This window comes from Dialister histaminiformans (assembly GCF_900103425.1).
GTDB lineage: Bacteria > Bacillota > Negativicutes > Veillonellales > Dialisteraceae > Allisonella > Allisonella histaminiformans.
The window spans coordinates 1-22,057 of the sequence record NZ_FMXA01000010.1; the positions used below are offsets into that span (position 1 = coordinate 1).

Annotated in this window: 23 protein-coding genes and 1 rRNA gene; 1 reads left to right on the forward strand and 23 read right to left on the reverse strand. The window is 47.6% G+C overall.

Annotation, left to right across the window (positions count from 1 at the left end):
* The 8 genes from BLQ79_RS04460 to BLQ79_RS04495 all read right to left on the reverse strand — a co-directional run.
* A 16S ribosomal RNA gene (locus BLQ79_RS04460) occupies positions 1 to 218 on the reverse strand; the annotation flags it as partial.
* 312 nt (positions 219 to 530) lie between these two features.
* Positions 531 to 1,106, reverse strand: a complete 576-nt coding sequence (locus tag BLQ79_RS04465) for a hypothetical protein (RefSeq protein WP_091364302.1) — start codon at positions 1,104 to 1,106, stop codon at positions 531 to 533.
* Between the two features lie 171 nt (positions 1,107 to 1,277).
* The gene (locus tag BLQ79_RS04470; RefSeq protein ID WP_091364304.1) at positions 1,278 to 3,251 is read right to left on the reverse strand and encodes a sensor histidine kinase; all 1,974 of its coding nucleotides are present in this window, start codon (positions 3,249 to 3,251) and stop codon (positions 1,278 to 1,280) included.
* Positions 3,252 to 3,262: 11 nt separating this feature from the next.
* Positions 3,263 to 3,955, reverse strand: coding sequence for a response regulator transcription factor (locus tag BLQ79_RS04475; protein ID WP_234944926.1), 693 nt, complete (start codon positions 3,953 to 3,955; stop codon positions 3,263 to 3,265).
* 142 nt (positions 3,956 to 4,097) lie between these two features.
* Positions 4,098 to 4,913 (reverse strand): phosphate ABC transporter ATP-binding protein PstB, encoded by an 816-nt coding sequence (gene pstB, locus BLQ79_RS04480; protein ID WP_091364306.1) that lies wholly within the window; start codon positions 4,911 to 4,913, stop codon positions 4,098 to 4,100.
* 7 nt (positions 4,914 to 4,920) lie between these two features.
* Positions 4,921 to 5,859, reverse strand: a complete 939-nt coding sequence (gene pstA, locus BLQ79_RS04485) for a phosphate ABC transporter permease PstA (protein WP_091364308.1) — start codon at positions 5,857 to 5,859, stop codon at positions 4,921 to 4,923.
* Positions 5,856 to 6,755, reverse strand: a complete 900-nt coding sequence (gene pstC / locus BLQ79_RS04490; RefSeq protein ID WP_091364310.1) for a phosphate ABC transporter permease subunit PstC — start codon at positions 6,753 to 6,755, stop codon at positions 5,856 to 5,858. Before pstC ends, pstA begins: the two co-directional genes overlap by 4 nt.
* Positions 6,756 to 6,790: 35 nt before the next feature.
* Positions 6,791 to 7,666: a phosphate ABC transporter substrate-binding protein gene (locus tag BLQ79_RS04495; RefSeq protein ID WP_091364312.1), complete on the reverse strand. Its 876-nt coding sequence runs from the start codon at positions 7,664 to 7,666 to the stop codon at positions 6,791 to 6,793.
* Between the two features lie 200 nt (positions 7,667 to 7,866).
* Between BLQ79_RS04495 and BLQ79_RS04500 the strand changes: the two genes are divergently transcribed.
* The gene (locus tag BLQ79_RS04500) at positions 7,867 to 9,138 is read left to right on the forward strand and encodes a lipase family protein (RefSeq protein ID WP_091364314.1); all 1,272 of its coding nucleotides are present in this window, start codon (positions 7,867 to 7,869) and stop codon (positions 9,136 to 9,138) included.
* Positions 9,139 to 9,212: 74 nt separating this feature from the next.
* On the opposite strand, the gene purD is transcribed toward BLQ79_RS04500, so the two are convergent.
* The 15 genes from purD to ffh form a co-directional block, all read right to left on the reverse strand.
* On the reverse strand, positions 9,213 to 10,484 hold the full coding sequence (purD, locus tag BLQ79_RS04505) for a phosphoribosylamine--glycine ligase (RefSeq protein WP_091364316.1): 1,272 nt from the start codon (positions 10,482 to 10,484) through the stop codon (positions 9,213 to 9,215).
* A gap of 13 nt (positions 10,485 to 10,497) precedes the next feature.
* Entirely contained in the window at positions 10,498 to 12,039 is a 1,542-nt protein-coding gene (gene purH, locus BLQ79_RS04510; protein WP_091364317.1) for a bifunctional phosphoribosylaminoimidazolecarboxamide formyltransferase/IMP cyclohydrolase, read from the reverse strand.
* 7 nt (positions 12,040 to 12,046) lie between these two features.
* Positions 12,047 to 12,670, reverse strand: a complete 624-nt coding sequence (gene purN / locus BLQ79_RS04515; protein WP_091364319.1) for a phosphoribosylglycinamide formyltransferase — start codon at positions 12,668 to 12,670, stop codon at positions 12,047 to 12,049.
* Complete coding sequence (gene purM / locus BLQ79_RS04520) at positions 12,663 to 13,724, reverse strand: phosphoribosylformylglycinamidine cyclo-ligase (RefSeq protein WP_091364321.1); 1,062 nt, start codon at positions 13,722 to 13,724, stop codon at positions 12,663 to 12,665. Before purM ends, purN begins: the two co-directional genes overlap by 8 nt.
* 10 nt (positions 13,725 to 13,734) lie before the next feature.
* The gene (gene purF / locus BLQ79_RS04525; protein WP_091364437.1) at positions 13,735 to 15,150 is read right to left on the reverse strand and encodes an amidophosphoribosyltransferase; all 1,416 of its coding nucleotides are present in this window, start codon (positions 15,148 to 15,150) and stop codon (positions 13,735 to 13,737) included.
* 64 nt (positions 15,151 to 15,214) lie between these two features.
* Positions 15,215 to 16,078: a phosphoribosylaminoimidazolesuccinocarboxamide synthase gene (locus BLQ79_RS04530; RefSeq protein WP_091364323.1), complete on the reverse strand. Its 864-nt coding sequence runs from the start codon at positions 16,076 to 16,078 to the stop codon at positions 15,215 to 15,217.
* A gap of 22 nt (positions 16,079 to 16,100) precedes the next feature.
* Entirely contained in the window at positions 16,101 to 16,592 is a 492-nt protein-coding gene (gene purE / locus BLQ79_RS04535) for a 5-(carboxyamino)imidazole ribonucleotide mutase (RefSeq protein ID WP_091364325.1), read from the reverse strand.
* 573 nt (positions 16,593 to 17,165) lie between these two features.
* Positions 17,166 to 17,903, reverse strand: coding sequence for a YebC/PmpR family DNA-binding transcriptional regulator (locus BLQ79_RS04545; RefSeq protein ID WP_091364329.1), 738 nt, complete (start codon positions 17,901 to 17,903; stop codon positions 17,166 to 17,168).
* Positions 17,903 to 18,484 (reverse strand): RNA methyltransferase, encoded by a 582-nt coding sequence (locus BLQ79_RS04550; protein WP_091364331.1) that lies wholly within the window; start codon positions 18,482 to 18,484, stop codon positions 17,903 to 17,905. Before BLQ79_RS04550 ends, BLQ79_RS04545 begins: the two co-directional genes overlap by 1 nt.
* A gap of 4 nt (positions 18,485 to 18,488) precedes the next feature.
* Entirely contained in the window at positions 18,489 to 19,232 is a 744-nt protein-coding gene (trmD, locus tag BLQ79_RS04555) for a tRNA (guanosine(37)-N1)-methyltransferase TrmD (protein ID WP_091364334.1), read from the reverse strand.
* 3 nt (positions 19,233 to 19,235) lie between these two features.
* Entirely contained in the window at positions 19,236 to 19,733 is a 498-nt protein-coding gene (rimM, locus tag BLQ79_RS04560; RefSeq protein ID WP_091364336.1) for a ribosome maturation factor RimM, read from the reverse strand.
* Between the two features lie 6 nt (positions 19,734 to 19,739).
* Positions 19,740 to 20,147, reverse strand: a complete 408-nt coding sequence (locus tag BLQ79_RS04565; RefSeq protein WP_091364339.1) for a YlqD family protein — start codon at positions 20,145 to 20,147, stop codon at positions 19,740 to 19,742.
* 11 nt (positions 20,148 to 20,158) lie between these two features.
* Complete coding sequence (locus BLQ79_RS04570) at positions 20,159 to 20,386, reverse strand: KH domain-containing protein (RefSeq protein WP_091364342.1); 228 nt, start codon at positions 20,384 to 20,386, stop codon at positions 20,159 to 20,161.
* Positions 20,387 to 20,401: 15 nt separating this feature from the next.
* A complete protein-coding gene (gene rpsP / locus BLQ79_RS04575; protein ID WP_091364344.1) occupies positions 20,402 to 20,665 on the reverse strand; it encodes a 30S ribosomal protein S16 in 264 nt (87 codons plus the stop codon).
* A gap of 28 nt (positions 20,666 to 20,693) precedes the next feature.
* Positions 20,694 to 22,052, reverse strand: a complete 1,359-nt coding sequence (gene ffh, locus BLQ79_RS04580; protein WP_091364346.1) for a signal recognition particle protein — start codon at positions 22,050 to 22,052, stop codon at positions 20,694 to 20,696.
* Positions 22,053 to 22,057 lie beyond the last annotated feature (5 nt).

Below are 22,057 nucleotides of genomic sequence, written 5' to 3' on the forward strand. Positions count from 1 at the left end.
TTTCTTCCTATCTCCATGCGGAAATTGGAAGGTATTCGGTATTAGCAGTCGTTTCCGTCTGTTGTCCCCATCCTGAAGGCAGGTTGTTTACGTGTTACTCACCCGTTTGCCACTAGAATCCAAAAAAGAGCAAGCTCTTTCTTTTCTTCCCGTTCGACTTGCATGTGTTAAGCACGCCGCCAGCGTTCGTCCTGAGCCAGGATCAAACTCTCCATGATAGATTGTTTGTTTGGCTCGATTATTTCTTGCCTATTAACCCTTTAAATTGCGGGATAATTTCTTATCCGCACATCGGCTTTATTGTTCGCTGTACTGTTCAGTTTTCAAAGAACCAATTCGCAATCACTTGCGATGTAAAGTATATTACCACAGGTTTTACCAACCTGCAACCCTTTTCACAAAAGACAGTCTTATTATATTAATTATGTACAATTAATATAATAAGACTGTTAAAATAGTAAACTCTATTCTTCTGCAAAATCAGCTTCCAGGATCGCCGTCAGCCTCCAGGACATCTGGTTATACTTCGCTTAGATTTCAACCTGCATAGGTACCGGATAGAACGTATTGCTCTTCTTATCATAGGCCAGCTGATATTCGGTGACAGCGCCCTTGCTGTCAATCAAATCAAGGACAAGTTTTTTAGCGGTAATGGCAATGTTGGCATCTTTCCAGTTCCCCGGAACGGAAGAGGCTTCAAAGGCCTTAGTAAATGTACCGTTGTGATAAGATACCAGAATACATCCGTCAGCGTCCCCTGTCTCAATCAGGTAAAAGGTTCGTCCATTTCCTGAATTGATAATAGGAACAATACTAATGTTCAGCGAGTCAGGAGAGGTCTTTGCTTTTCCTTTGAACAGCTGCACAGGAATATCTTTTAATGTAAAGGGGGCATCTGTCCCTGGTTCGAAAGTAACATCGGCTTTGCCCGGTGTCTGCTCCTTAAGAGTTACCAGAATCGGTGTGTCTGCCAGATCCATCATTATGGACGAATCTCCGGATGGTATAGTGAGACTGGCTGAATTTCCTGAGATCCAGTCGGCATAGGCACTGCCGGATAACAAAAGCGCCGCCGAAAGTGCCATTGAAATAATCTTTTTCTGCATATAATTCCCTCCTTATCATAGATTCTCCGTCCTCTTTCTACGTATATTATAACATGCTAGGTAATAAGTCTGATGCCTTTCACGCTACTCTGTATACCAGAAAAGGCACTGGTCCCATTATGGATTCAGTGCCTTTTCGCAGACAGGCGGCTTTGTCTTCTCCCGCTGCCTTTAGTCTTTTTTCTTCTTTTTGCCTTTCTTTTTCTTTGTCTCCTCCCCTTTTTCCGCTTTCTTCGATTTTGATTTTTTCAGTTTTCCCTTCTTTTCATGAGCAGATTCACTGGATTCCTGCTTTTTCCTGGCCAGTGCTTCCTGTTTTTCTTTTATCCGCTCTTCCTGTTTTTTACGTTCTTCTTCCAGAGCCAGTTTCTTAGCCTGTTCCGCTTCTTCATGAGCAGCCTTTGCATTGCCTTCCTCAATGGATACTTCCTGAGCTGATAGGCATGGCATGGTTACCGTAATGGTGGTTCCCCGGCCTTCTACGCTGTCAAGGGTGACCGTGCCATGATGTCTGGAGATAATATGCTTACACATAGCCAATCCGAGCCCGGTGCCTCCGGTTTCCTTGCTCCGGCTGGATTCCACCCGGTAAAAGCGTTCAAAAATACGATTCTGCTTGTCTTTCGGAATGCCAATGCCCGTATCGGATACGGTAAGAACCATATGGTTATCCGCTGTCTTAGACAACTTCACCGATACCTGTCCATTCTGCCGGTTATACTTCACCGCGTTATCCAGCAGGTTAACCAAGAGTTCAGAGAGCAGGGAATGGTTACCATGCACATATACAGGTTCTGTTTCCGAGAGAACCGTCACACCCCGGTGATGTGCCTGTGGAGAAATGATGTCTACCACATACTTGACAACCTCTTCCATATTCACCATGCCCCAGGTAATGGTGGTATCGTTTTCTTCCAGTTTTGACAGATGGAGAATGGTGTTTATGAGTGTCACCATGCGCTGTGCTTCGCTATAAATCCGCTGCCCGAACATCCTTACATCCGCCTCATTGGCATACATACCATTGGCAATCATTTCTCCGAATCCACTGATTGACGTAAGAGGGGTCTTCAGTTCGTGGGATACATTGGCAGAAAATTCCCTTCGCATCTTTTCTGCCGCATACTGAGCTGACAGGTCTCTCAGCACAATAAGCAGGCCGTTTTCATTGTCAAATAACCGCAAAGGGGTCATCAATACCATATACGGTGTGTCATACAGAGTCATGGTGTATTCCTGACTCTTCGTATTGTGATAAGCGCGGCTTATAGCACGAAGCCAGTCTTCATCATGGAAAATCACAGAAATCTTACGGTATCTGCGATTTCCTTCAATATGGAATATTCTGGCTGCCTTCACGTTATAATCAAGTATTTCCTTCTGTGAATTGAGTACAATGAGGCCATTAGAAATAGAATCCTGTACTGCCTGCATCATTTTCCTGTCTTCTTCCAGATTTTCCAGATAGGCATCGGCCTGACGATGCAGTTCCTTTACTGTATCGAGCACCGGTTTCAGTTCTATATACTGCCCGGGAATCTCTACATTCTTTTCACCGGACATAATCCGGCTGATAACTACACTCATATCCCCCAGCGGGCTTAAGATTTCTTCCGTCTTCTTATTTGCTACCAGGACAGCCCCAACACTGAACACAATGATGAACAGAATCATCCCGGGAATATATCCATTGAACATGCTGAGATTCAGACTTCTGACACTGGACAGACGAAGCAGCGTACCATCCGGTGCCTTATGGGTATAATACTCCTTGGGTATACCGTTGACGCTCTTATGAATGGAAAAACTGCTTCCCTCTTCCATACCGGTCTTTACTTCCGACTGTGCAATATAATCTTCATCCAGGGGACCTGCTGAATCATAAAGCACCTGCCCATCCTTATTAAGCCAGACAATATGTATGCCTGATATATTATTTTCCTTGTATAGCTGCTTTAAATAGGAAATACTGTATTCCTTATTTTTTTCACTCAATGCGCGGGATGCCGCATAGGTAGTCATCTCCAGCTCGTGAATCCGTTGCTGCTGCATTCCCTGATAATAAAGTACAGCCGACATCAGAAATGACACCAGCACAGCAACCAGTCCCATGAAAAAAAGACTGCGCTGAATTTGTTTCCTCATAATTTATCCTCTTATTCCTTCTTTCTGCCTAAGCGGTAGCCAATCCCCCTTACCGTACAGACATGTTTGCCTTCTTCTCCCAGTTTCTGACGCAAACTCATAATATGCATATCGATGGTCCGGCTTTCCAGGGAGAATGGTTCTTCCCATACGGCCTGCATAATCTGATCCCGGGAAAGGACCATATTTTTATTAATCATCAGATATTTCAATAATTCAAATTCTTTAAGTGTCAGATTGATCTCTTTTCCATCCACCTTCACTATATGCTGTTCCGGAATCATGGTAATTTTTCCATAATTGATAACATGGGATTCCACCGGTTCTGCATTTCTCCCTCGGCTTCGCCTGAGCACTGAACGGATGCGGGACAAAAGCTCCATAATGCCAAATGGCTTAGTCACATAATCGTCAGCTCCGCTGTCCAACCCTTTTACCACATCATACTCACTTGATTTTGCGGTGGCCATGATGACCGGAATATCCCGGGTCTGTTCATAGTTTTTAAGTTTTTTCAGTACCTTGATTCCATCTTCTCCTGGAAGCATGATATCCAGAAGTATCAAATCTGGAAGGTTCTGCTCCAGTGCCTTATAGAATGGAGCCGCTTCAGAAAATCCCCTGACTTCGTATCCCTGTCCTTTTAATGCATAGGTTACCAGTCCGCGAATGCTTTCATCATCTTCCACACAATAAATCAGCAATCCCTTTACCTCCATATATACTGAATATTTTATATTCTAAAAAAAGATGTCCTGCCCTCGGAACAGTTCCGAAAGCACAGGACATCTTCATGCCTTGGCATTCCAAGATTCTTATCCTATTGTAACATACACTGGCAATGTATCAGCCGAAATCACCGGATACATAACGAATGGTCTGCTTCTTTTCCGGATTATTGAAAAGTGTATGAGTATCTGCGCACTCTACCATTTCCCCCATATAGAAGAAAGCAGTATTGTCCGCAATACGCTGCGCCTGCTGCATATTATGGGTAACCATAATGACCGTGTATTTGTTCTTCAGTGTATTTACCAGCTCTTCAATTCTGGCCGTAGAGATTGGATCCAGTGCACTGGTTGCTTCATCCATGAGAAGTACAGAGGGTTCTACCGCAAGGGCTCTGGCAATGCACAGACGCTGCTGCTGCCCGCCGGACAGCCCCAGTGCCGACTTCTTAAGGCGATCCTTAAGTTCATCCCAGATAGCTGCCTGACGAAGGCTCTTTTCTACAATTTCATCCAATACCTTTTTCTGGGTAATGCCCTTCAGTCTCGGACCATAGGCTACATTATCATAAATACTTTTGGGGAATGGATTTGGCTGCTGGAAAACCATACCTACATTACGACGCAGCACCAGTGGATCCATTTCCTTATAGATATCTACACCATTCAGGTTAATGCTTCCTTCAATATGGCATCCGCGAACCAGGTCATTCATTCGGTTTAATGTGCGAAGGAATGTAGACTTACCGCAGCCAGAAGGTCCGATTAACGCAGTAATCTTTTTTCTTTCCATGCGAAGATTAATATGCTTTAATGCCTGAAATTTGCCATAGAACAGATTCACGTCACGGCAGTTAAATGTAATGTTGGACTGTATAGCTATATCGGAAGAAGCGGTCTGCGCGCTTCTGTATGCCAATGTACTGGTTGTCATATTTTAATTATTCTCCTTCTATCTTTCTGGAAATTGCACGGCCAAGCCATCTGGACATGATACTGAAAAAGAGTACCAGACAGATTAATACCGCAGATGCCGCTGCCGCTACATCCCCTGCATTAGCGGTTGTACCTTCTGTTCTGGAAGCCCAGACTGCCAATGACAGGGTTTCCCCCGGGCGGAATGGGTTCAGCGGACAAACCGGGGAAGCCAGATTCCATACATTCCAGTTAATATCGGTACTCATACCTGCCGTATACAGAAGAGCTGCCGCTTCGCCAAATCCACGGCCGGCTGCCAGCATGATACCGGTAATAATCGGCTGTACACAAGCTGGAAGTAATACATGTACAATGGTTTCCCATGGGGTAGCCGCCAGAGCCAGACTGCCTTCTCTGTATCCCTTAGGCAGCGCCTGCAACGCATTATAGGTGGTAGTAGTAATCAGAGGAATGGACAGGATGGAAACGGCCAGAGCACCGGAAAACAGATTCCACTGTGTTCCCACATAAACTACAAATGCCAGATAACCAAACAGGCCGACTACGACGGACGGAAGGGAGGATAATGTCTCCAGTGCCATCTGCAGTAAATCCGTGGTTCGTCCTGGAGCTGCATATTCTGACATATAGACGCCTGTAGCAATTCCAAGAGGTACAGAGACCAGAAGGGAAATAACCACCAGATAAATTGTATTAAAGAACTGGTTGCCAATCCCTTCATCTGTAAATGAGAAAATCGTTCCACTGTATGCTTCAATGCCGTTATACATGATGTAACTCAGCATAGCGATCAGAAGAAGTACAAAGCTTCCTGAAATTGCATACAGTGCACCGGTAGCCAGCCTGTCAGAGAAACGGGCATGCCGTATGGATGCATCCACCTGTGTAAGGGGATTTTTATTCTGTTCCGATGCCACTGCACCAGTACTTGTCGTAGTCATGCGTTAGCCTGCCCCTTTCTTCCAATCAATCGAATGGCCACAATAAACAGGAATGACATTATAAACAGGAAAAGTGCCATTGACCAGAGCGCCGCATTCAATTCCCCGCCATCCATAGCGCCGCCCATATCTGAAGCAATCGCTGCGGTAAGGCAATGTGCCGGTGCCAGAAGAGATGTGGGGAATGCCTTCATCTTACCGATAACCATAGCGACAGCCAGCGCTTCACCGAAAGCTCTGGACAGACCAAGAATAATCGCGGTCAGAATCCCTCTTTTAGCCGCAGGAATCAGCACGCTGTAGATTACCTGCCATCGGGTAGCTCCCAGGCCATAAGCGCCTTCTAGGAACTTTGGATTTACACTTTCGATGGCATCGGCAGATATGGAGGTAATTGTCGGGTAAATCATGACTGACAACACAACGGATGCTGCCAGAATGGATTGCCCCTGGGGTAAATGGAAAAGTTCCTGAATCCATGGCACCAGTACAACCAGTCCTACCCAGCCATATACTACGGATGGAATCCCGGCAAAAATTTCAACCGCCGGGCGAATAACCTTACGCCCCAGTTCCGGCGAAATCTTTGTTATAAAGATAGCTGTGGCTACACTGAACGGAACGGCAATCAGCAAAGCCACCATACTGGTAATAATCGATCCGGCAATAAACAATGCCGCACCTACCTTTCCACCGCCTGCCATATCATCAGCCGGTTTCCAGGTCATTCCAAACAGGAATTCGCTTAATGAGTGACCAAACGTTACAAAAGTTTCTGAACCTCGAACCAGTAAAAATACAGAAATGGCTAAAGTGAGAATTACAATAGCCATTCCGCATAGTGATACCAGTCCTCTACCAGTGAATTCCCTTCTCCACTTAATATTGCGACTCATATCTGCTCCTTATTGCATTTTCGGGATTTTGTTACTTATTCCCGGGTAACCTTCATCTTGCTGGCTACACCATATCCCTGCTTTTCAATATCTGCGCTGTAATCTTTGCTCATGATGAAATCAATGAAAGCCTTAACTGCGCCGGTAGCTTCCCCCTTGGTATACATATGTTCATAGCCCCATACCGGATACTTACCGTTATATACATTCTCCAGTGTTGGTTCTACACCATCAATAGCCAGAGGAGTAACGGTGTTGTTATTCATCAGATAGGAAAGAGCTACATAACCAATAGCGCCCTTAGTCTGAGAAACAGTCTGTACCAGTGTACCGCTATCATCGGTTTCCATAGACTTATTGGACAATTCTTCCTTGCCATCCAGTGCATACTTGGTGAACAGTGCACGGGTACCGGATGTGCTTGGACGGGTAATCAGAACTACGGCTTCATCCGGGCCGCCTACATCCTTCCAGTTAGTAACCTTGCCGGTAAATATATCCTGGAGCTGTGCCTTGGTCAGGGACTTCACATTGGTGCCGATTTCCTTGCTGACTACCGGTGCCATAACGGTAACTGCTACCTTATGATCTACCAGTTCAGCAGCCTTAGCTTCCGGAAGCTTTTCCTTGGCAAATACATCGGAGTTGCCGATGTCTACAGAGCCTTCAGAAACCTGCTTAAGACCTGTGCCAGAGCCACCGGCATTAAGTGTAATAGACACCTGATCATTCTTTGCCTTAAACTTCTGTGCTGCATCCTTAGCCAGCGGAAGCAGTGCGGAAGATCCGGATACGGTTACCTTACCGGAAGGACCGGATTCTCCTGCATCATTTCCACCACAGCCGGTAAGTGCAAGCCCTGCTGCAAAAACAGAAATCAATAATGCTGCTGCCCATTTTTTCTTGTTCATAACTATCCTCCTGAATACATTTCTGAACCTGTATTCAATATAAAGAACACAGGTAAATTTAATACCGGTTCCTTTGTCTTGTCTCTGTTAAAGACTGTAAATTTTGCGTAAAATACCCGAAGATTGTAAACATTATCCGGTTCCCAAGCCTGTAAATCTGCGTTATAATTAATAGTACACTATGTAAAGGAGGAGTCTGTATGCGATGGATGAAAAAAGCCGCCGTTGCTGTCATGGCCATGTTTGTCTTCCTCCCTGTCTATGCGGAGTCTTCCCTATCCCCCAAAGATGCCTATGAGACTGCGAGAAAAGATTATCTCTGCGCCTGGATGTCCATGGCGGCCTACGATGACCCTATAAGTGAGCTGGGAAGAAATATGCTTGTGCATGAACATTGGAAACTGAGCAAAGCTTCTGTATCCGATGAACTGGGGCATGCCCGCTTTCTCATCGCCATGTCCGGCGACAAGGAGGAAAGGCCGCTGCTGATACTTTCTGTAGCCGGCACTACGGACTACACCGATGTAAAGGCCGATCTCAGTTTTGACAAAACGCTGTGGGATTCATCGGCCGCTGCGCCTGACAAGACCCAAAATCTGCCAAAAGTTCACCGGGGATTTAAGCGATATGCTGACTCCATCTGGAATACTCAGTTGGATACCATGACAGTAAGCCAGATATTAAATAGACAGGCCAGTGAAGGAGATATCCTGCTTACCGGACACAGTCTGGGCGGCGCTGTATCCACCCTCATGGGGGTAAAGATGATCGATTCCGGTCTTAACCAGCACCTGGAAGTGGTTACATTTGGCGCTCCTGCAGTAGGCAATCCGGCCTTCGTGGATACCTATGAATCCCTGCTGCCGCTGAAACGGATTGTCAATTCCGGTGATCCTGTGCAAAGCGTAGTTCAGAAGGTGGTAAAAAACTACACGCAGATAGGCAGTGAGGAACGCTGGAAACCGGTAGAAGGCTCCCATTATTTCAGCCACCGCATGATGGTGTATCTGGACACGGCCATACGTAATTATTATGATGCCCGGGATGCCTATGAAAAATCAGGCGGTCATATTCCGGAAAATATACCTGCCTCTCCCCCTTCCTTCTTTATCCTTCCTCTGCAGGTCACCACGGATGATGCATTGGCTTCTGATATCCCCTATATGAAAAAAATTACTGCAGATTATTATCAAAAGCAGCTCCCCGGTGCCATTATGGGTACAGAAGGCAAAACTACCGAAGAGGCTCTCTCCCTTGCCCGGCAGAATGGCTGCCGGTATACTCTGGAAAATGAACTGACTGCCAGAACCATACCAAGCAAAAATAACGAAATTCAGATTACTTTTATGCAGACACTGCGCACTGTAGATGGACATGTGATTTCTTACAGTGAATACAGAATGCCCGCCCGGGATATGACTCCGATAGAAGCCGCCTTATATGTGGCCGCTAAGGTTAAACCTTCTATCTGATATAGAAAAAAGCTGTGGGAAAATGATTTCTCATTTTCCCACAGCTTTTTCTGTCACAAAGACAAAATGGATTTTTATTTTTTAAGATGCCGAAGTCCCTTTACCGCAATATCTGTACGATACTGTGCTCCGTCCCAGTGAATCTTTTTTACTCCCTGATAAGCCTTTTCTCTGGCTTCTTCAAGGGTTGGCGCCATAGCAACCACATTCAGCACACGACCTCCTGCAGTATAGAACGTATCGCCTTTAAGAGCTGTTCCTGCATGGAATACATGGCATCCTTCCTGTTCTGCTTCACGCAGTCCGGAAATCTTATCATCTGAAGAATGCGCCCCCGGATAGCCACGAGTTGCCATAACTACATCCACAGCATACCCCTTTTTCCATTTAATGGAATCAGGAGACAACGTGCCATGTACGCAGTCCATCATAATCTGCGCCAGATCACCATCCAGCATAGGAAGAACGACTTCTGTTTCCGGATCGCCAAAGCGGCAGTTAAATTCCACCACTTTAGGGCCTTCCGAAGTAATCATAAGCCCTGCATAGAGGCATCCGGTAAACGGGTATCCTTCTGTGCGCATAGCATCTACCATCGGTTTGAGAATCCGGTCATAGACCTGCTGCATTACTTCATCCGTTACCACCGGAGCCGGGGCATAGGCGCCCATGCCCCCGGTATTCGGGCCTTCGTCGTTATCATAAACACGCTTATGGTCCTGTGAAGGAATCATAGGCACTACATGGGTACCATCGCAGAATGCCAGCACAGAAGCTTCTTCGCCTTCCATAAATTCTTCAATGACTACCTGGCGGCCGGCCCCATTGAATGCCAGTCCTTCCATCATGTCATGAATGGCCTTGCTGGCTTCTTCAAAAGTTGCCGCAATAATAACCCCCTTGCCGGCAGCGAGCCCATCCGCCTTGATAACCAGCGGATAATTCTGCTTTTCTGCATAGGCAATGGCATCCTTTTCTTCAGTAAACGATTCATAAGCAGCTGTCGGGATATGATATTTCTTCATCAGATCTTTTGCAAACTTCTTAGACCCTTCTATGCGGGCGGCTGCACCAGATGGCCCAAAGAAAGCCAGCCCGGCTTCTTTAAATCGATCGGCCAGACCATCTACCAGTACCGTTTCAGGGCCAGCTACCGTAAGGTCAATGCCCATGTCCTTGGCCAGTCTTACATAGTCTTTGGATCCCTGCATGGGAATGACGGAAGCACAGTCAGTCATAGCCATGCTCCCAGGAGCTGCAAATACGCCGGTAACCTGAGGGCTCTGTGCCAATTTCCATGCCAGTGCATGCTCGCGGCCGCCAGTACCAATTACCAATACTTTCATTCTTTATCTCCTCTCAGCAGTGACGGAAATGTCTGTGTCCCGTAAATACCATGGTAATGCCATACTTATTAGCCATATCGATGGATTCCTGATCGCGGATGGATCCGCCTGGCTGAATTACACAGGTAATACCTGCCTTACCGGCAGCTTCCACCGTATCACCGAACGGGAAGAAGGCATCGGAAGCCAGCGCTGCTCCCTTGCACTTATCACCAGCTTCTGCGATGGCAATATCAGCAGAACCAACACGATTCATCTGTCCAGCGCCAATACCATAGGTTACATCCTTACCAGTGAGAACAATGGCATTGGACTTCACATGCTTTACTACCTTCCATGCAAATTCCATAGCCTGCCATTCTTCTTCAGTCGGTGCACGGTCAGTAACCACCTTGCAGTCCGCTCTGGTTTCACTGCTATCATCAGGGGTCTGAACCAGAAGTCCGCCAGATACCTTGCGCAGCTGGAGTTCTTCTGTTTCAACTTCCGGCACTTCCATAAGGCGGATATTCTTCTTTGTTCCCAGAATATCCAGTGCTTCCTGAGAAATCTTCGGAGCCATAACCACTTCAAAGAAAATCGGCTTCATAGCGGCTGCTGTTTCTCCGTCCAGTTCCCGGTTGAATGCCACGATGCCGCCAAAAGCAGATTTGCTGTCGGCTTCAAATGCACGCTGGAACGCTTCCAGCGGAGTATCTCCCAGGGCAGTTCCACATGGGTTGGTGTGCTTTACAATGACGCAGGACGGACGGTCGGACCATTCGTGAGCCAGATTCCATGCCGCTTCCATGTCCACAATGTTATTGTAGGACAAAGCCTTGCCATGCAGCTGACGGGCAAAGGCAATACCGCCCTTAGCTTCCGGATCTCTGTAGAAGGCTGCCTTCTGATGCGGATTTTCACCGTAACGGAGATCCTGCAGTTTGGTATACGCCTTGCAGTATACGTCAGGCATCTGTCCTTCATCCCCAGTTACCTGACGGGTCAGATAATCGGCAATGGCACAGTCATATAATCCGGTATGAAGGAACGCCTTGCGGGAAAGGTCAAGACGGAATTCTTCCGTAAGGGTATCTGTCTTAATCCTTTCCAGAATTTCATCATACTGTTTTGGATCCACTACTATGGTTACATACTTATAGTTCTTTGCTGCAGCGCGAACCATGGACGGGCCGCCTATATCAATATTCTCGATAGCTTCTGCCAGAGTTACATCCGGACGGGCAATGGTTTCACGGAATGGATACAGATTGACTGCCACCAGATCAATACCCGTGATTCCATGTTCCTTCATAGCCTTTACATGTTCCGGATTGTCCCGGATAGCCAGAATGCCGCCATGAATCTTCGGGTGCAGTGTCTTGACACGTCCATCCATCATTTCCGGGAAACCTGTCACTTCAGATACCGGAATAACCGGAATGCCGGCTGCTGCGATAGTCTTCAGAGTACCTCCGGTAGAAACGATTTCTACGCCCAGTTCATGAAGTCCCTTTGCAAATTCCACAACACCCGTTTTATCAGAAACACTGATTAATGCTCTTTTGATAGTCATGTGTGAATCATTCCTCCTCTGAATGCATACCGGAAACATGATTCCCGGAAATCGTAAGTTTATCAGCACAGAATGCCGCTACGGCACGCACATATGTAGGATGTTCCCTGGTAAGAATCCGGGCAGATAGCGTTTCTTCTGTATCGTTATCATATACCGGAACCGCTGTCTGGGTAATAATCGGGCCGTCATCCAGTCCGGTGCCAACAAAATGAACGGTGCATCCTGCCACCTTGACGCCTGCCTCAATAGCCTGCCGCTGCGCGTGAAGTCCGCGGAAACTTGGCAGCAGCGCCGGATGAATATTGATAATCCGGTGTGGAAAGGCATTGACCAGATTTTCTCCGCATATGCGCATGTACCCAGCCAGACAGATTAAATCCGGTGTAAAGGAAACCGCTGCCCTGAGCAGGGCTTCATCGAAAGCCACCTTATCCGGATAATCCTTCTTTTCTATCACTACGGAAGGCACATGCCAGCGGGCTGCCCTTTCCAGGACCTGTGCACCCTTATGGTCACAGATAACCCCTACTACTTCGCCGTTTATGCGTCCATCCATGACCGCTTCATGAATGGCCTCCGCATTCGAACCGCGCCCGGATGCAAAAATCAGAATACGTTTCTTATTCATGGAAAAGACCACCTGTTACCACTACATCGCGATTTCCTTCTTCAATGGTGCCGACTTCATAAACCGGTTCATTCATTGCAGCAAGGATGTCCTTCGCCTTTTCCGCTTCTTCACGGTTCATAATGAGAAGCATACCCAGACCGCAGTTAAAGGTTCTGTACATTTCGTGAGGTTCTACGCCGCCCTTCTTTGCCAGGAATGGGAAAATCGGGAGCATCGGCCACTTATCGGCATCCAGTACAGCCCTGGTTCCTTCCGGAAGGACACGCGGAATATTGTCATAGAATCCACCGCCGGTAATATGGACCAGACCATGAACGTCACAGCCTTTCAGTACAGGAAGTACCGGTCTTGGATACAGACGGGTCGGAGTAAGGAGCACTTCACCCAACGGTCTGTCAAAATGCTTATAGGTCTTATCCAGTTTCAGATCGTTATCTTTAATAATACGACGGACCAGGGAATACCCATTGGAATGAACCCCGCTTGACGGCAGACCGAGAATCACATCACCTGTAGAAATGTGTTCCCCGGTAATCAGATCCTTTCGGTCTACAATGCCTACAGCAAATCCGGCTACATCATAGTCCCCTTTGCTGTAGAATCCGGCCATTTCTGCGGTTTCCCCGCCAAGGAGGGCACACCCGGATTCCTTGCAGGCATCAGCCACCCCTCTGACGATTTCAGCCATATGTTCCGGATCCAGCTTTCCTGTGGCAATGTAGTCCAGGAAGAACAGCGGACGCGCGCCCTGTACCAGTACATCATTGACGCTCATAGCTACACAGTCCTGTCCGATGGTGTCATGGATATCCATTTCAATAGCCAGTCTGAGCTTGGTCCCTACGCCATCCGTTCCGGATACAAGGATGGGATCATCGGTGAGCTCATCCTTCAGTGAATACAGACCGCCAAATCCGCCAAGGTCCCCTACTACGCCCGGGGTATATGTAGACTTAACGCAATCCTTAATCAGTTCAACTTCTTTTTCACCGGCATCAATATTTACGCCAGCTTCTGCATATGTCAGACCTTTTTTCTTATTCTTCCCCATGTTGTCCTCCTTATTCGTTCACCGGTTCACCGGTTTCCTTATCCAGTCCCCATCCGGGAACGGCTTCCGGATACCTGCCATTAAAGCAAGCCATGCACATATCTTCCTTCGGAATTTCCTTAATGGCCTTGGCCAATCCTTCTTCCGAGAGATAATGCAGTTTATCCGCTCCGATAAATTCTCTGATCTTATCCACTGGATACTTAGCGCCGATCAGCTGCTTTCTTTCTGCCGTATCAATACCGAAGAAGCAGGGGTAGCATACCGGAGGAGAGCTGATAAGCAGATTGATTTCTCTGGCGCCCATCTTTTTGAGCAGATTGATGATGATGCCGCTGGTGGTTCCACGGACAATAGAATCATCAATCAGAACAATACGCTTGCCTTCCACATTTCTGCGGATTGGGTTCAGTTTCATGCGCACTGCGATTTCTCTGTTCTTCTGTCCCGGTTTGATAAAAGTACGTCCCATATACTTATTCTTCAGGAGCCCTTCACCAAATGGAATACCGGATGCTTCCGCATATCCCATAGCGGCTACGTTACCGGAATCTGGCACACTCATAACCACATCGCCATCAAAGTGCGCTTCCTTCCAGAGCTGGCGTCCCATTTCCAGGCGCGCTTCATAAATGCTCTGTCCATTCATAATGGAATCCGGGCGGGCGAAATAAATATATTCAAATGAGCATATACCGCCATGAGCCGGCTTGTGTCCTGTAAAGAATTCACTGTGTACACCCTTTTCATCAATAGTGATGATTTCGCCTGGCTGTACATCCCGGTAGAAGGTTGCTCCAATCAGATCCAGTGCCGGAGTTTCAGAGGCCAGCACCCAGCCATGTTCAGTCTTGCCGATAACCAGCGGGCGGTATCCATAGGGATCTCTTACCCCGTACAGGGCGTGATTGGTGCAGGATACCAGGGCATAGGCTCCCCGGATTTCTCCCATAACTTCCTTAATCTGATCTTCCACACGTTTTTCCCTGGATCTGGCCAGAAGCTTGATAATGACTTCCGTATCCATGGTGGTCTGGAAGGTGGAACCGCCCTGCAGAAGACGGCGTCTGAGCGCAATGGTATTTGTCAGATTCCCGTTATGGGCCAGGGCAAATGAACCATGCTGTCCTTCTGCCTGCAACGGCTGTACATTGCAGGGAACGGAAGAACCAGTGGTGCTGTAACGTACATGTCCGATGCCGATATAGCCTTCCTTCTCCGGAAGATTTCTGAACACTTCCGTAACCAGTCCCATGCCTTTGAATGTCTGCATCTCCTGTCCATCAGAAACCGTGATACCCGCGCTTTCCTGACCTCTGTGCTGCAGAGCGAAAAGTCCATAGTAGGTTTCCAGAACGGCCTGACGATCCGGGTCAAAAATGCCAAATACACCACATTCTTCATGAGGCTTATCATCATAGCTTATATCTGTATAGTTCACGATGCACTCCTGTCTTTGAAAACTGATTTACCTGAGATGTCCTGTATTATCAGAACTTTTCCCCGGTGAGAAGTTCATAGGCCTCTTCATACTTGCCGATGGTCTTCTTAATGATGTCATCCGGCAGAGTATCCGTTGGATGCTGACGGAGATAATCTCTTACGAACTGCTTGTCGTAGGATGGCTGGCTCTTGCCTGCTTCATAGCCTTCCAACGGCCAGAAACGAGAATTATCCGGTGTAAGCATTTCATCCCCCAGGATGAATTCGCCCTTATCATTCAGACCGAATTCGAACTTGGTATCCGCAATGATGATGCCGCGGGAAAGCGCATAGTCAGCACACTTCTTATACAAGGCCAGGGACAGTTCCTTCAGCTTTTCCATGTATTCCTTACCTTTGCCCGGGAAGAACTTTTCAATCCATTCAGCGCCCTGTTCCATGGAGATGTTCATATCATGTTCACCTACCGGAGCCTTGGTACTCGGGGTGAAAATCGGTTCCGGAAGTTTCTGGCATTCCTTCAGGCCTGCCGGAAGCGGAATACCGCATACATGGCCATCCTTCTGATAGCCAGCCCAGCCGCTGCCGGTGATATAACCACGGACAATGCATTCTACCGGAATCATATTCAGCTTCAGTGTCTTCATGCTGCGGCGTGCGAACCATGGGGTACGGAAAAATTCCGGCATATCTGCGGTATCTGTGGAAATCATATGATTCGGAACGATGTCTCTGGTGTGATCAAACCAGAATCTGGACATGCAGTTCAGAATTGCGCCCTTTTCCGGAATATCTGTAGCCAGAATCTTATCAAATGCAGAAATACGATCGGTGCAGACCATAACCAGGCTGTCTCCCAGATCATACAGTTCACGAACTTTACCTTCCTTATATGGTTTATATTCTTTCATGTTGATTCCTCCCGTTATATCCTTATCTGCCTAATTCTTTCTGAAGTTTTTCGTCCTTTTCATAAATGGCCCTGGCCATATCTTCCCGATATGTCCTGTACTTAGCTGCCAGTCCTTCATCAGACAGAGCTCCCATCTGAATGGCCAGCAGGGCTGCATTCTTTGCCCCGTCAATAGCAACGGTCGCCACTGGCATACCACTCGGCATCTGAACAATGGAAAGCAGTGCATCCATCCCATCCAGTTTTGCGCCTGACAGAGGAATACCTACAACCGGCTTTGTAGTGAGACTTGCCACTACACCAGGAAGTGCTGCCGCCATTCCTGCTCCGGCGATAAATACGGAAGCCCCCTTCTTTTCTTCATCCGCAACAAAGCGGCTGAGTTTTTCCGGAGTTCTGTGCGCTGATGCCAGTGCCGCATCGTACGATACGCCAAAGTCGTCCAGAACCGCAAAGGCTTTTTTCATGACCGGAAGATCCGAATCACTGCCCATGACTACTGCAACATGCATAAGAAGTCCTCCTTTATCCTTAAGGCTGTTTGCCCCAGATAGAAAAAATACTCCCTGCCCTACAATTCGGATATCTTAACGATACAATAAATCATAGTACAGAGAGTTTATAGATTCAGACATGGAATCAAGCCGCACAAAATTTGCGGCAAAAGAAAAAAGGTGGTCACCATGACATCTTCCCGGTTTATAAAAATATACAGTCCGGCCTTTCATCGTTCTTGCTGCTTTCTTCTGCAGGAACATATGAGTCAATGTCATCATAACCCCTTCCCGATATAATAAGAGCTGGCACAATATCTGCCGGCTCTTATGTATCCCATACCAGTCTTTTCAGATTTATTTTATACGCTTTTACTGCACTTGTCCAGACAAAATGGCCAGTTCATAAAATAATATTTAAAAATTTAATTTATTCTTATGCTTAATAAAACATAGTCCCTTTCCATAGCCTGCCGTAGACAAAACAAAAGAGGAAGCATTCCCCATAAGGGAACACTTCCTCTTTTTATGCTGCCAGTCATCCGCTGCTGTTTACACAGCCGATACGGACCGTCAGGATACAAGTCGAAATTATTCTTCGTTTTCTTCCGGAAGTTCCGCATTGTGATGAACTTCCTGTACATCATCCATACCTTCCAGTTCTTCAATGAGATGCTTCATGGTCTTAGCCTGATCTCCCTGAAGGGCTACGGTGGTATTTGGAATCATTTCTACTTCAGATGCTTCTACCGGAATACCAGCGGCTTCGATAGCTTCGGATACGGTAACGAAGTCTTCCGGAGTGGTGATAACCTGATAGGTATCACCTTCGGTAACTACGTCTTCTGCGCCAGCGTCCAGAGCCGCCATCATAACGGTATCTTCATCGCACTTATCCTTGTCGATGACAATGGTACCTCTGCGCTTGAACATCCATGCCACGGATCCGGTAGCCCCCAGGCTTCCGCCGTGATGGGTGAACGCGTGACGTATGTCAGCTGCCATACGGTTACGGTTATCGGTATTGCATTCCGCGATAATCGCAGCGCCGCCCGGGCCGTATCCTTCATAAGTCACTTCATCAAAGCCTGCGCCGGAAGAAGCACCAACGCCCTTGGCAATAGCTCTCTTGATGTTATCCTTCGGTACGTTGTTCTGTCTTGCCTTGAGCAGAGCCAGCTTCAGACGCATGTTACCTGTCGGGTTGGCACCGCCCATACGGGCAGCAATTGTGATTTCCTTGGAAATCTTAGTTGTGATTCTCGCACGGATGGCATCATTTTTGCCCTTCGTACGTTTAATATTTTCCCATTTAGAATGTCCGGACATTATAATTCCTCCTTTGTCCACCAGGGCTCGCCTAACAGGCGATCGAGGATGATGGCTACGGCGCTCCTCACGCAAAGGTGATTATAACTACCGCCACCATAAATTGGTTCAATGATATAGTCAAATTCCTTCATCATTTCCTTAGTCATTCCGAAGCCTGTGCCAAACAAGATGAAAACTGGCTGGTCTTCGTTATGAATCTTTTCCCGCATAGCCCGATAACTCACAGTATTAGGATACACCCTGGCATCCGTTGTGACAATGGCCGGCTTTTTCCCGCATTCTTCCTCAATCATATGAATGGCTGACTGGAGATCCGGAACCAACTCGGTTTCCTTGAACGCTTCCTTACGGTTTGCGTTATACTGGCTGCCGGCACCCGTCTTCCAGTGGTTCATAATGCGGAGGGCCATATCACGCTGCGCCTGCACGGGATGAACGATGAAATATTTCTTTACATCATAAGTCCTGGCGGTTCTCGCAATATCATGAAGATCATAATTTGTAAGAGCCGTAGTAACGACTTTCATGTGTTTATTATAAATCGGATAATGAATCAGTCCTATATAGACAGGAGCCATGTATTCACACCTCTTCTTCCTGAACAATTTCTCTGATCAGTTTTTTATCTTCCGGGGAAAGTGTGAGTTTCTCCATAAGATCAGGCCGGTTTTTCATAGTACGGCGAAGAGCTTCCTTGCGCCGCCATCTGGCAATGTTGGCATGATGACCGGAAAGCAGGACCTCCGGTACCTTCATGCCTCGGAAATCCGCCGGTTTTGTATACTGCGGATATTCCAGTATCGGTTCATAAAAGGAATCGGTCACAGCGCTTCCGCTGTCCCCCAGAACCCCGGGAATCATCCGGGATACGGCATCGGCAATGACCATGGCTCCCAGTTCTCCGCCGGTCAGTACATAATCGCCAATGGAAATCAGTTCATCGGCAAGATATTCTTCCACGCGGTGGTCCACCCCTTCATAGTGCCCGCAGATGAGCACCAGATGGTCATAGTCCCGGTAAAGCTGCTTCGCCTTATCCTGCGTGAAAGTCTGTCCGGCAGGAGAAAGAAATATGACCCTGTCCCGTGGACCTTTTTCCGGCAGCACAGATTCCACCGCATCAAACAGAGGGCCGCACTGCATAAGCATGCCGGCGCCTCCGCCATAAATAGTATCATCCACATGATGATGCTTATCTTTGGAAAACGTACGCGGATCAGTAACCGCCATTTCCACCCGTCCGGATTCAATCGCCCGTTTGATAATGCTGTGATCAAAAAAAGCTTCTATGAAATCAGGAAACAGGGACAGAATATCAAATTTCATGACTTACACCCATTCCAATAATTTAACCGTCATGACTTTATTTTCCTCATCAATAGAGAGGATACATGTCGGTATAGCCGGTATGCAGAGCTCTTTTCCATCCGCCTGCTTTACCACATATACATCATTGGCTCCGGTTTTCAGAACTTCCTTTATTGTTCCCACGTTGTCCCCCTCTTCGGTGACGACGGTCATACCGACAAGCTCAAAATAGTATATACTGCCTTCCGGGCGTTCCGGAAGAGCAGACAACGGAACCTGGACAATCTGATTGACCAGTGTTTCCGCCGTATTGCGGTCATCTACCCCCTCCAGATGGACGATGTAGACATTTTTATGCGGGCGCGCCGAAAGGAGGCCATAAGTCCGGCCTCCAAGGCGGATGCTCTTCAGTTTCTTATAAATAGACGGCCGATCCGTATCCGGCAATATACGCAAATCACCCCGCACGCCATGCGGGGCTACGATTCGGCCGATGGTTATTAATTCATCGGAGTTCATATGCTTTTAATTGCGGAAAGCGACAATCTTCCCGTCTTCTACAAGAATTTCACTGGCCAGTACCTGATTCATGTCGTCACCAATATGAAGGGTAACCACACGATTCATGGTTGGTCTGGTAATCTCAGCACCAATTGTCAGTTTATCGAGATGTTCCTTGTCGGCAAGGAGCTTTTCTCTTACCTGCGCAAGGCGCATATGCTGCTGATCAAACTGAGCGCGAAGCGGAGCTACGGCCTGCATGTTGATCTTGGCCTGTTCTGCAATCTTAGCTTCTGCTTCGGATTTTAACGCAGACAGATCATGGTCTACACGGCTGAGGTTCTGGTCAATTTCATTCATCAATGTTTTCTTCAGCGTTTCTGTCAGTTTGGATTTAACTGTAACAGGAACGAGAATCTGCATTTCATCCATTTCTGCACCTCTTAGATAATATCGACAGCCACGCGGATTCCCTTTTTCAGGGCACCTGCCTTAACCACGGTACGTATAGCATCCGCTATACGGCCCTTTCTGCCGATGACTTTCCCCATATCCTGGGGAGCAACATGAATCTGATATACCTCCATGTTGCCCTTTTGCACTACGGTGACAGAGACAGCGTCTGGATCCTTAACGAGAGCCTTAGTGATAAATTCCACCAGTTCTTTCATAGCTGGACGCCTCCCTTACTTCTTTGCATCTGCAAACTGAGCGAGGATGCCGTTCTTCTTAAGAATAGAACGAACGGTGTCTGTCGGCTGTGCGCCTACGTTGAGCCAGTGAAGAGCCTTTTCAGCGTCGAGCTGAACCGGAGCGTCAACCTTAGCCGGATCATACCAGCCGAGAGTATCTGCCGGAACGCCGTTACGAGCTGCGCGGGAGTCGATAACGACAATGCGGTAGAACGGGTTCTTCTTTGCGCCCATGCGGGTCAAACGAATCTTTAACATATGTATTCACCTCCTTAAAATGATGCTGTTATCTATGGAACATCCCAGGAAAGCCATTGCCTAAGAGGGATGGATTTATGCGCTTGCCATTTCTCATGCGCTTCATCTGTTTCTTCATTTCTTTGAACTGCTTAACCAGACGGTTTACATCCTGAATCCTGGTACCGCTGCCATCAGCAATTCTCTTGCGGCGGCTGCCATTCAGAATTTCCGGTTTTCTGCGTTCTTCCGGAGTCATTGAGTAAATAATTGCCTCCAGATGTTTCATTTCCTTGCCATCAAAATCAATCTGCTTCAACGCTTCCTTATACTGACCCATACCAGGAATCAGTCCGAGAATGCTCTGGAAGGAACCGAGCTTCTTAATCTGATGGAGCTGATGAAGGAAATCATCCAGGGAGAATTCCCCCTTGGAAAGACGCTGTGCCGCATCTTTCATTTCTTCTTCATCTACCACGGTCTTGGCCTTGTCAATCAAGGTTTCCAAATCGCCAAGATCAAGAATACGGCTGGCCATACGGTTCGGGTAGAATTCTTCCAGCCCGCCATCCAGTTTTTCACTGACACCGATCAGCTTGATCGGCTTGCCGGTAACCGCTTTGATGGAAAGGGCGGCACCGCCTCTGGCGTCGCCATCCAGCTTGGTAAGGATGGTACCATCAATACCCAGGCTGTCATCAAAGGCTTTCGCCGTGGTTACCGCATCCTGACCGGTCATGGAATCAAGGACCAGCAGGATTTCATGAGGATGAACCTTGGACTTAATCTGTCTCAGTTCTTCCATGAGCGCTTCATCAATGGTGAGGCGCCCTGCGGTATCAAGGATGACTACGTCTCTGCCAAGTCTTCTGGCTTCATCGACGGCATGTCTTGCGATTTCTACCGGTTCATGGCTGTCCTCTTCCGCATATACAGGAACTTTAACCTGTTCCCCCAGCACCTGCAGCTGTTTGATCGCTGCCGGACGGTATACGTCGCAGGCTGCCAGCATGGGATTCTTGCCCTTTTTCTTAAGCATAAGGGCCAGTTTCCCGGCTGTAGTCGTCTTACCTGCGCCCTGAAGGCCTACCAGCATGATTACCGTAAGTCCTGTGGAGGAAAGGGTAATCTTTGTCTGTGTTCCGCCAAGGAGCGCGGTCAGTTCATCCCGGACAATCTTGATAACTGTCTGATCCGGTTTCAGGCTGCCGAATACTTCTTCACCCAGCGCCTTTTCACGGACATCGGCAATGAACTTCTTAGCCACTTTGAAATTAACGTCCGCTTCCAGCAATGATTTTCTGACTTCGCGAAGCGCGTTATCAATATCATCCGCTGAGAGCTTGCCTTTACCACGGAGGTCTTTAAACGCGTTGCGCAGGCGGTCGCCCAGATTTTCAAACGGCATGTGTT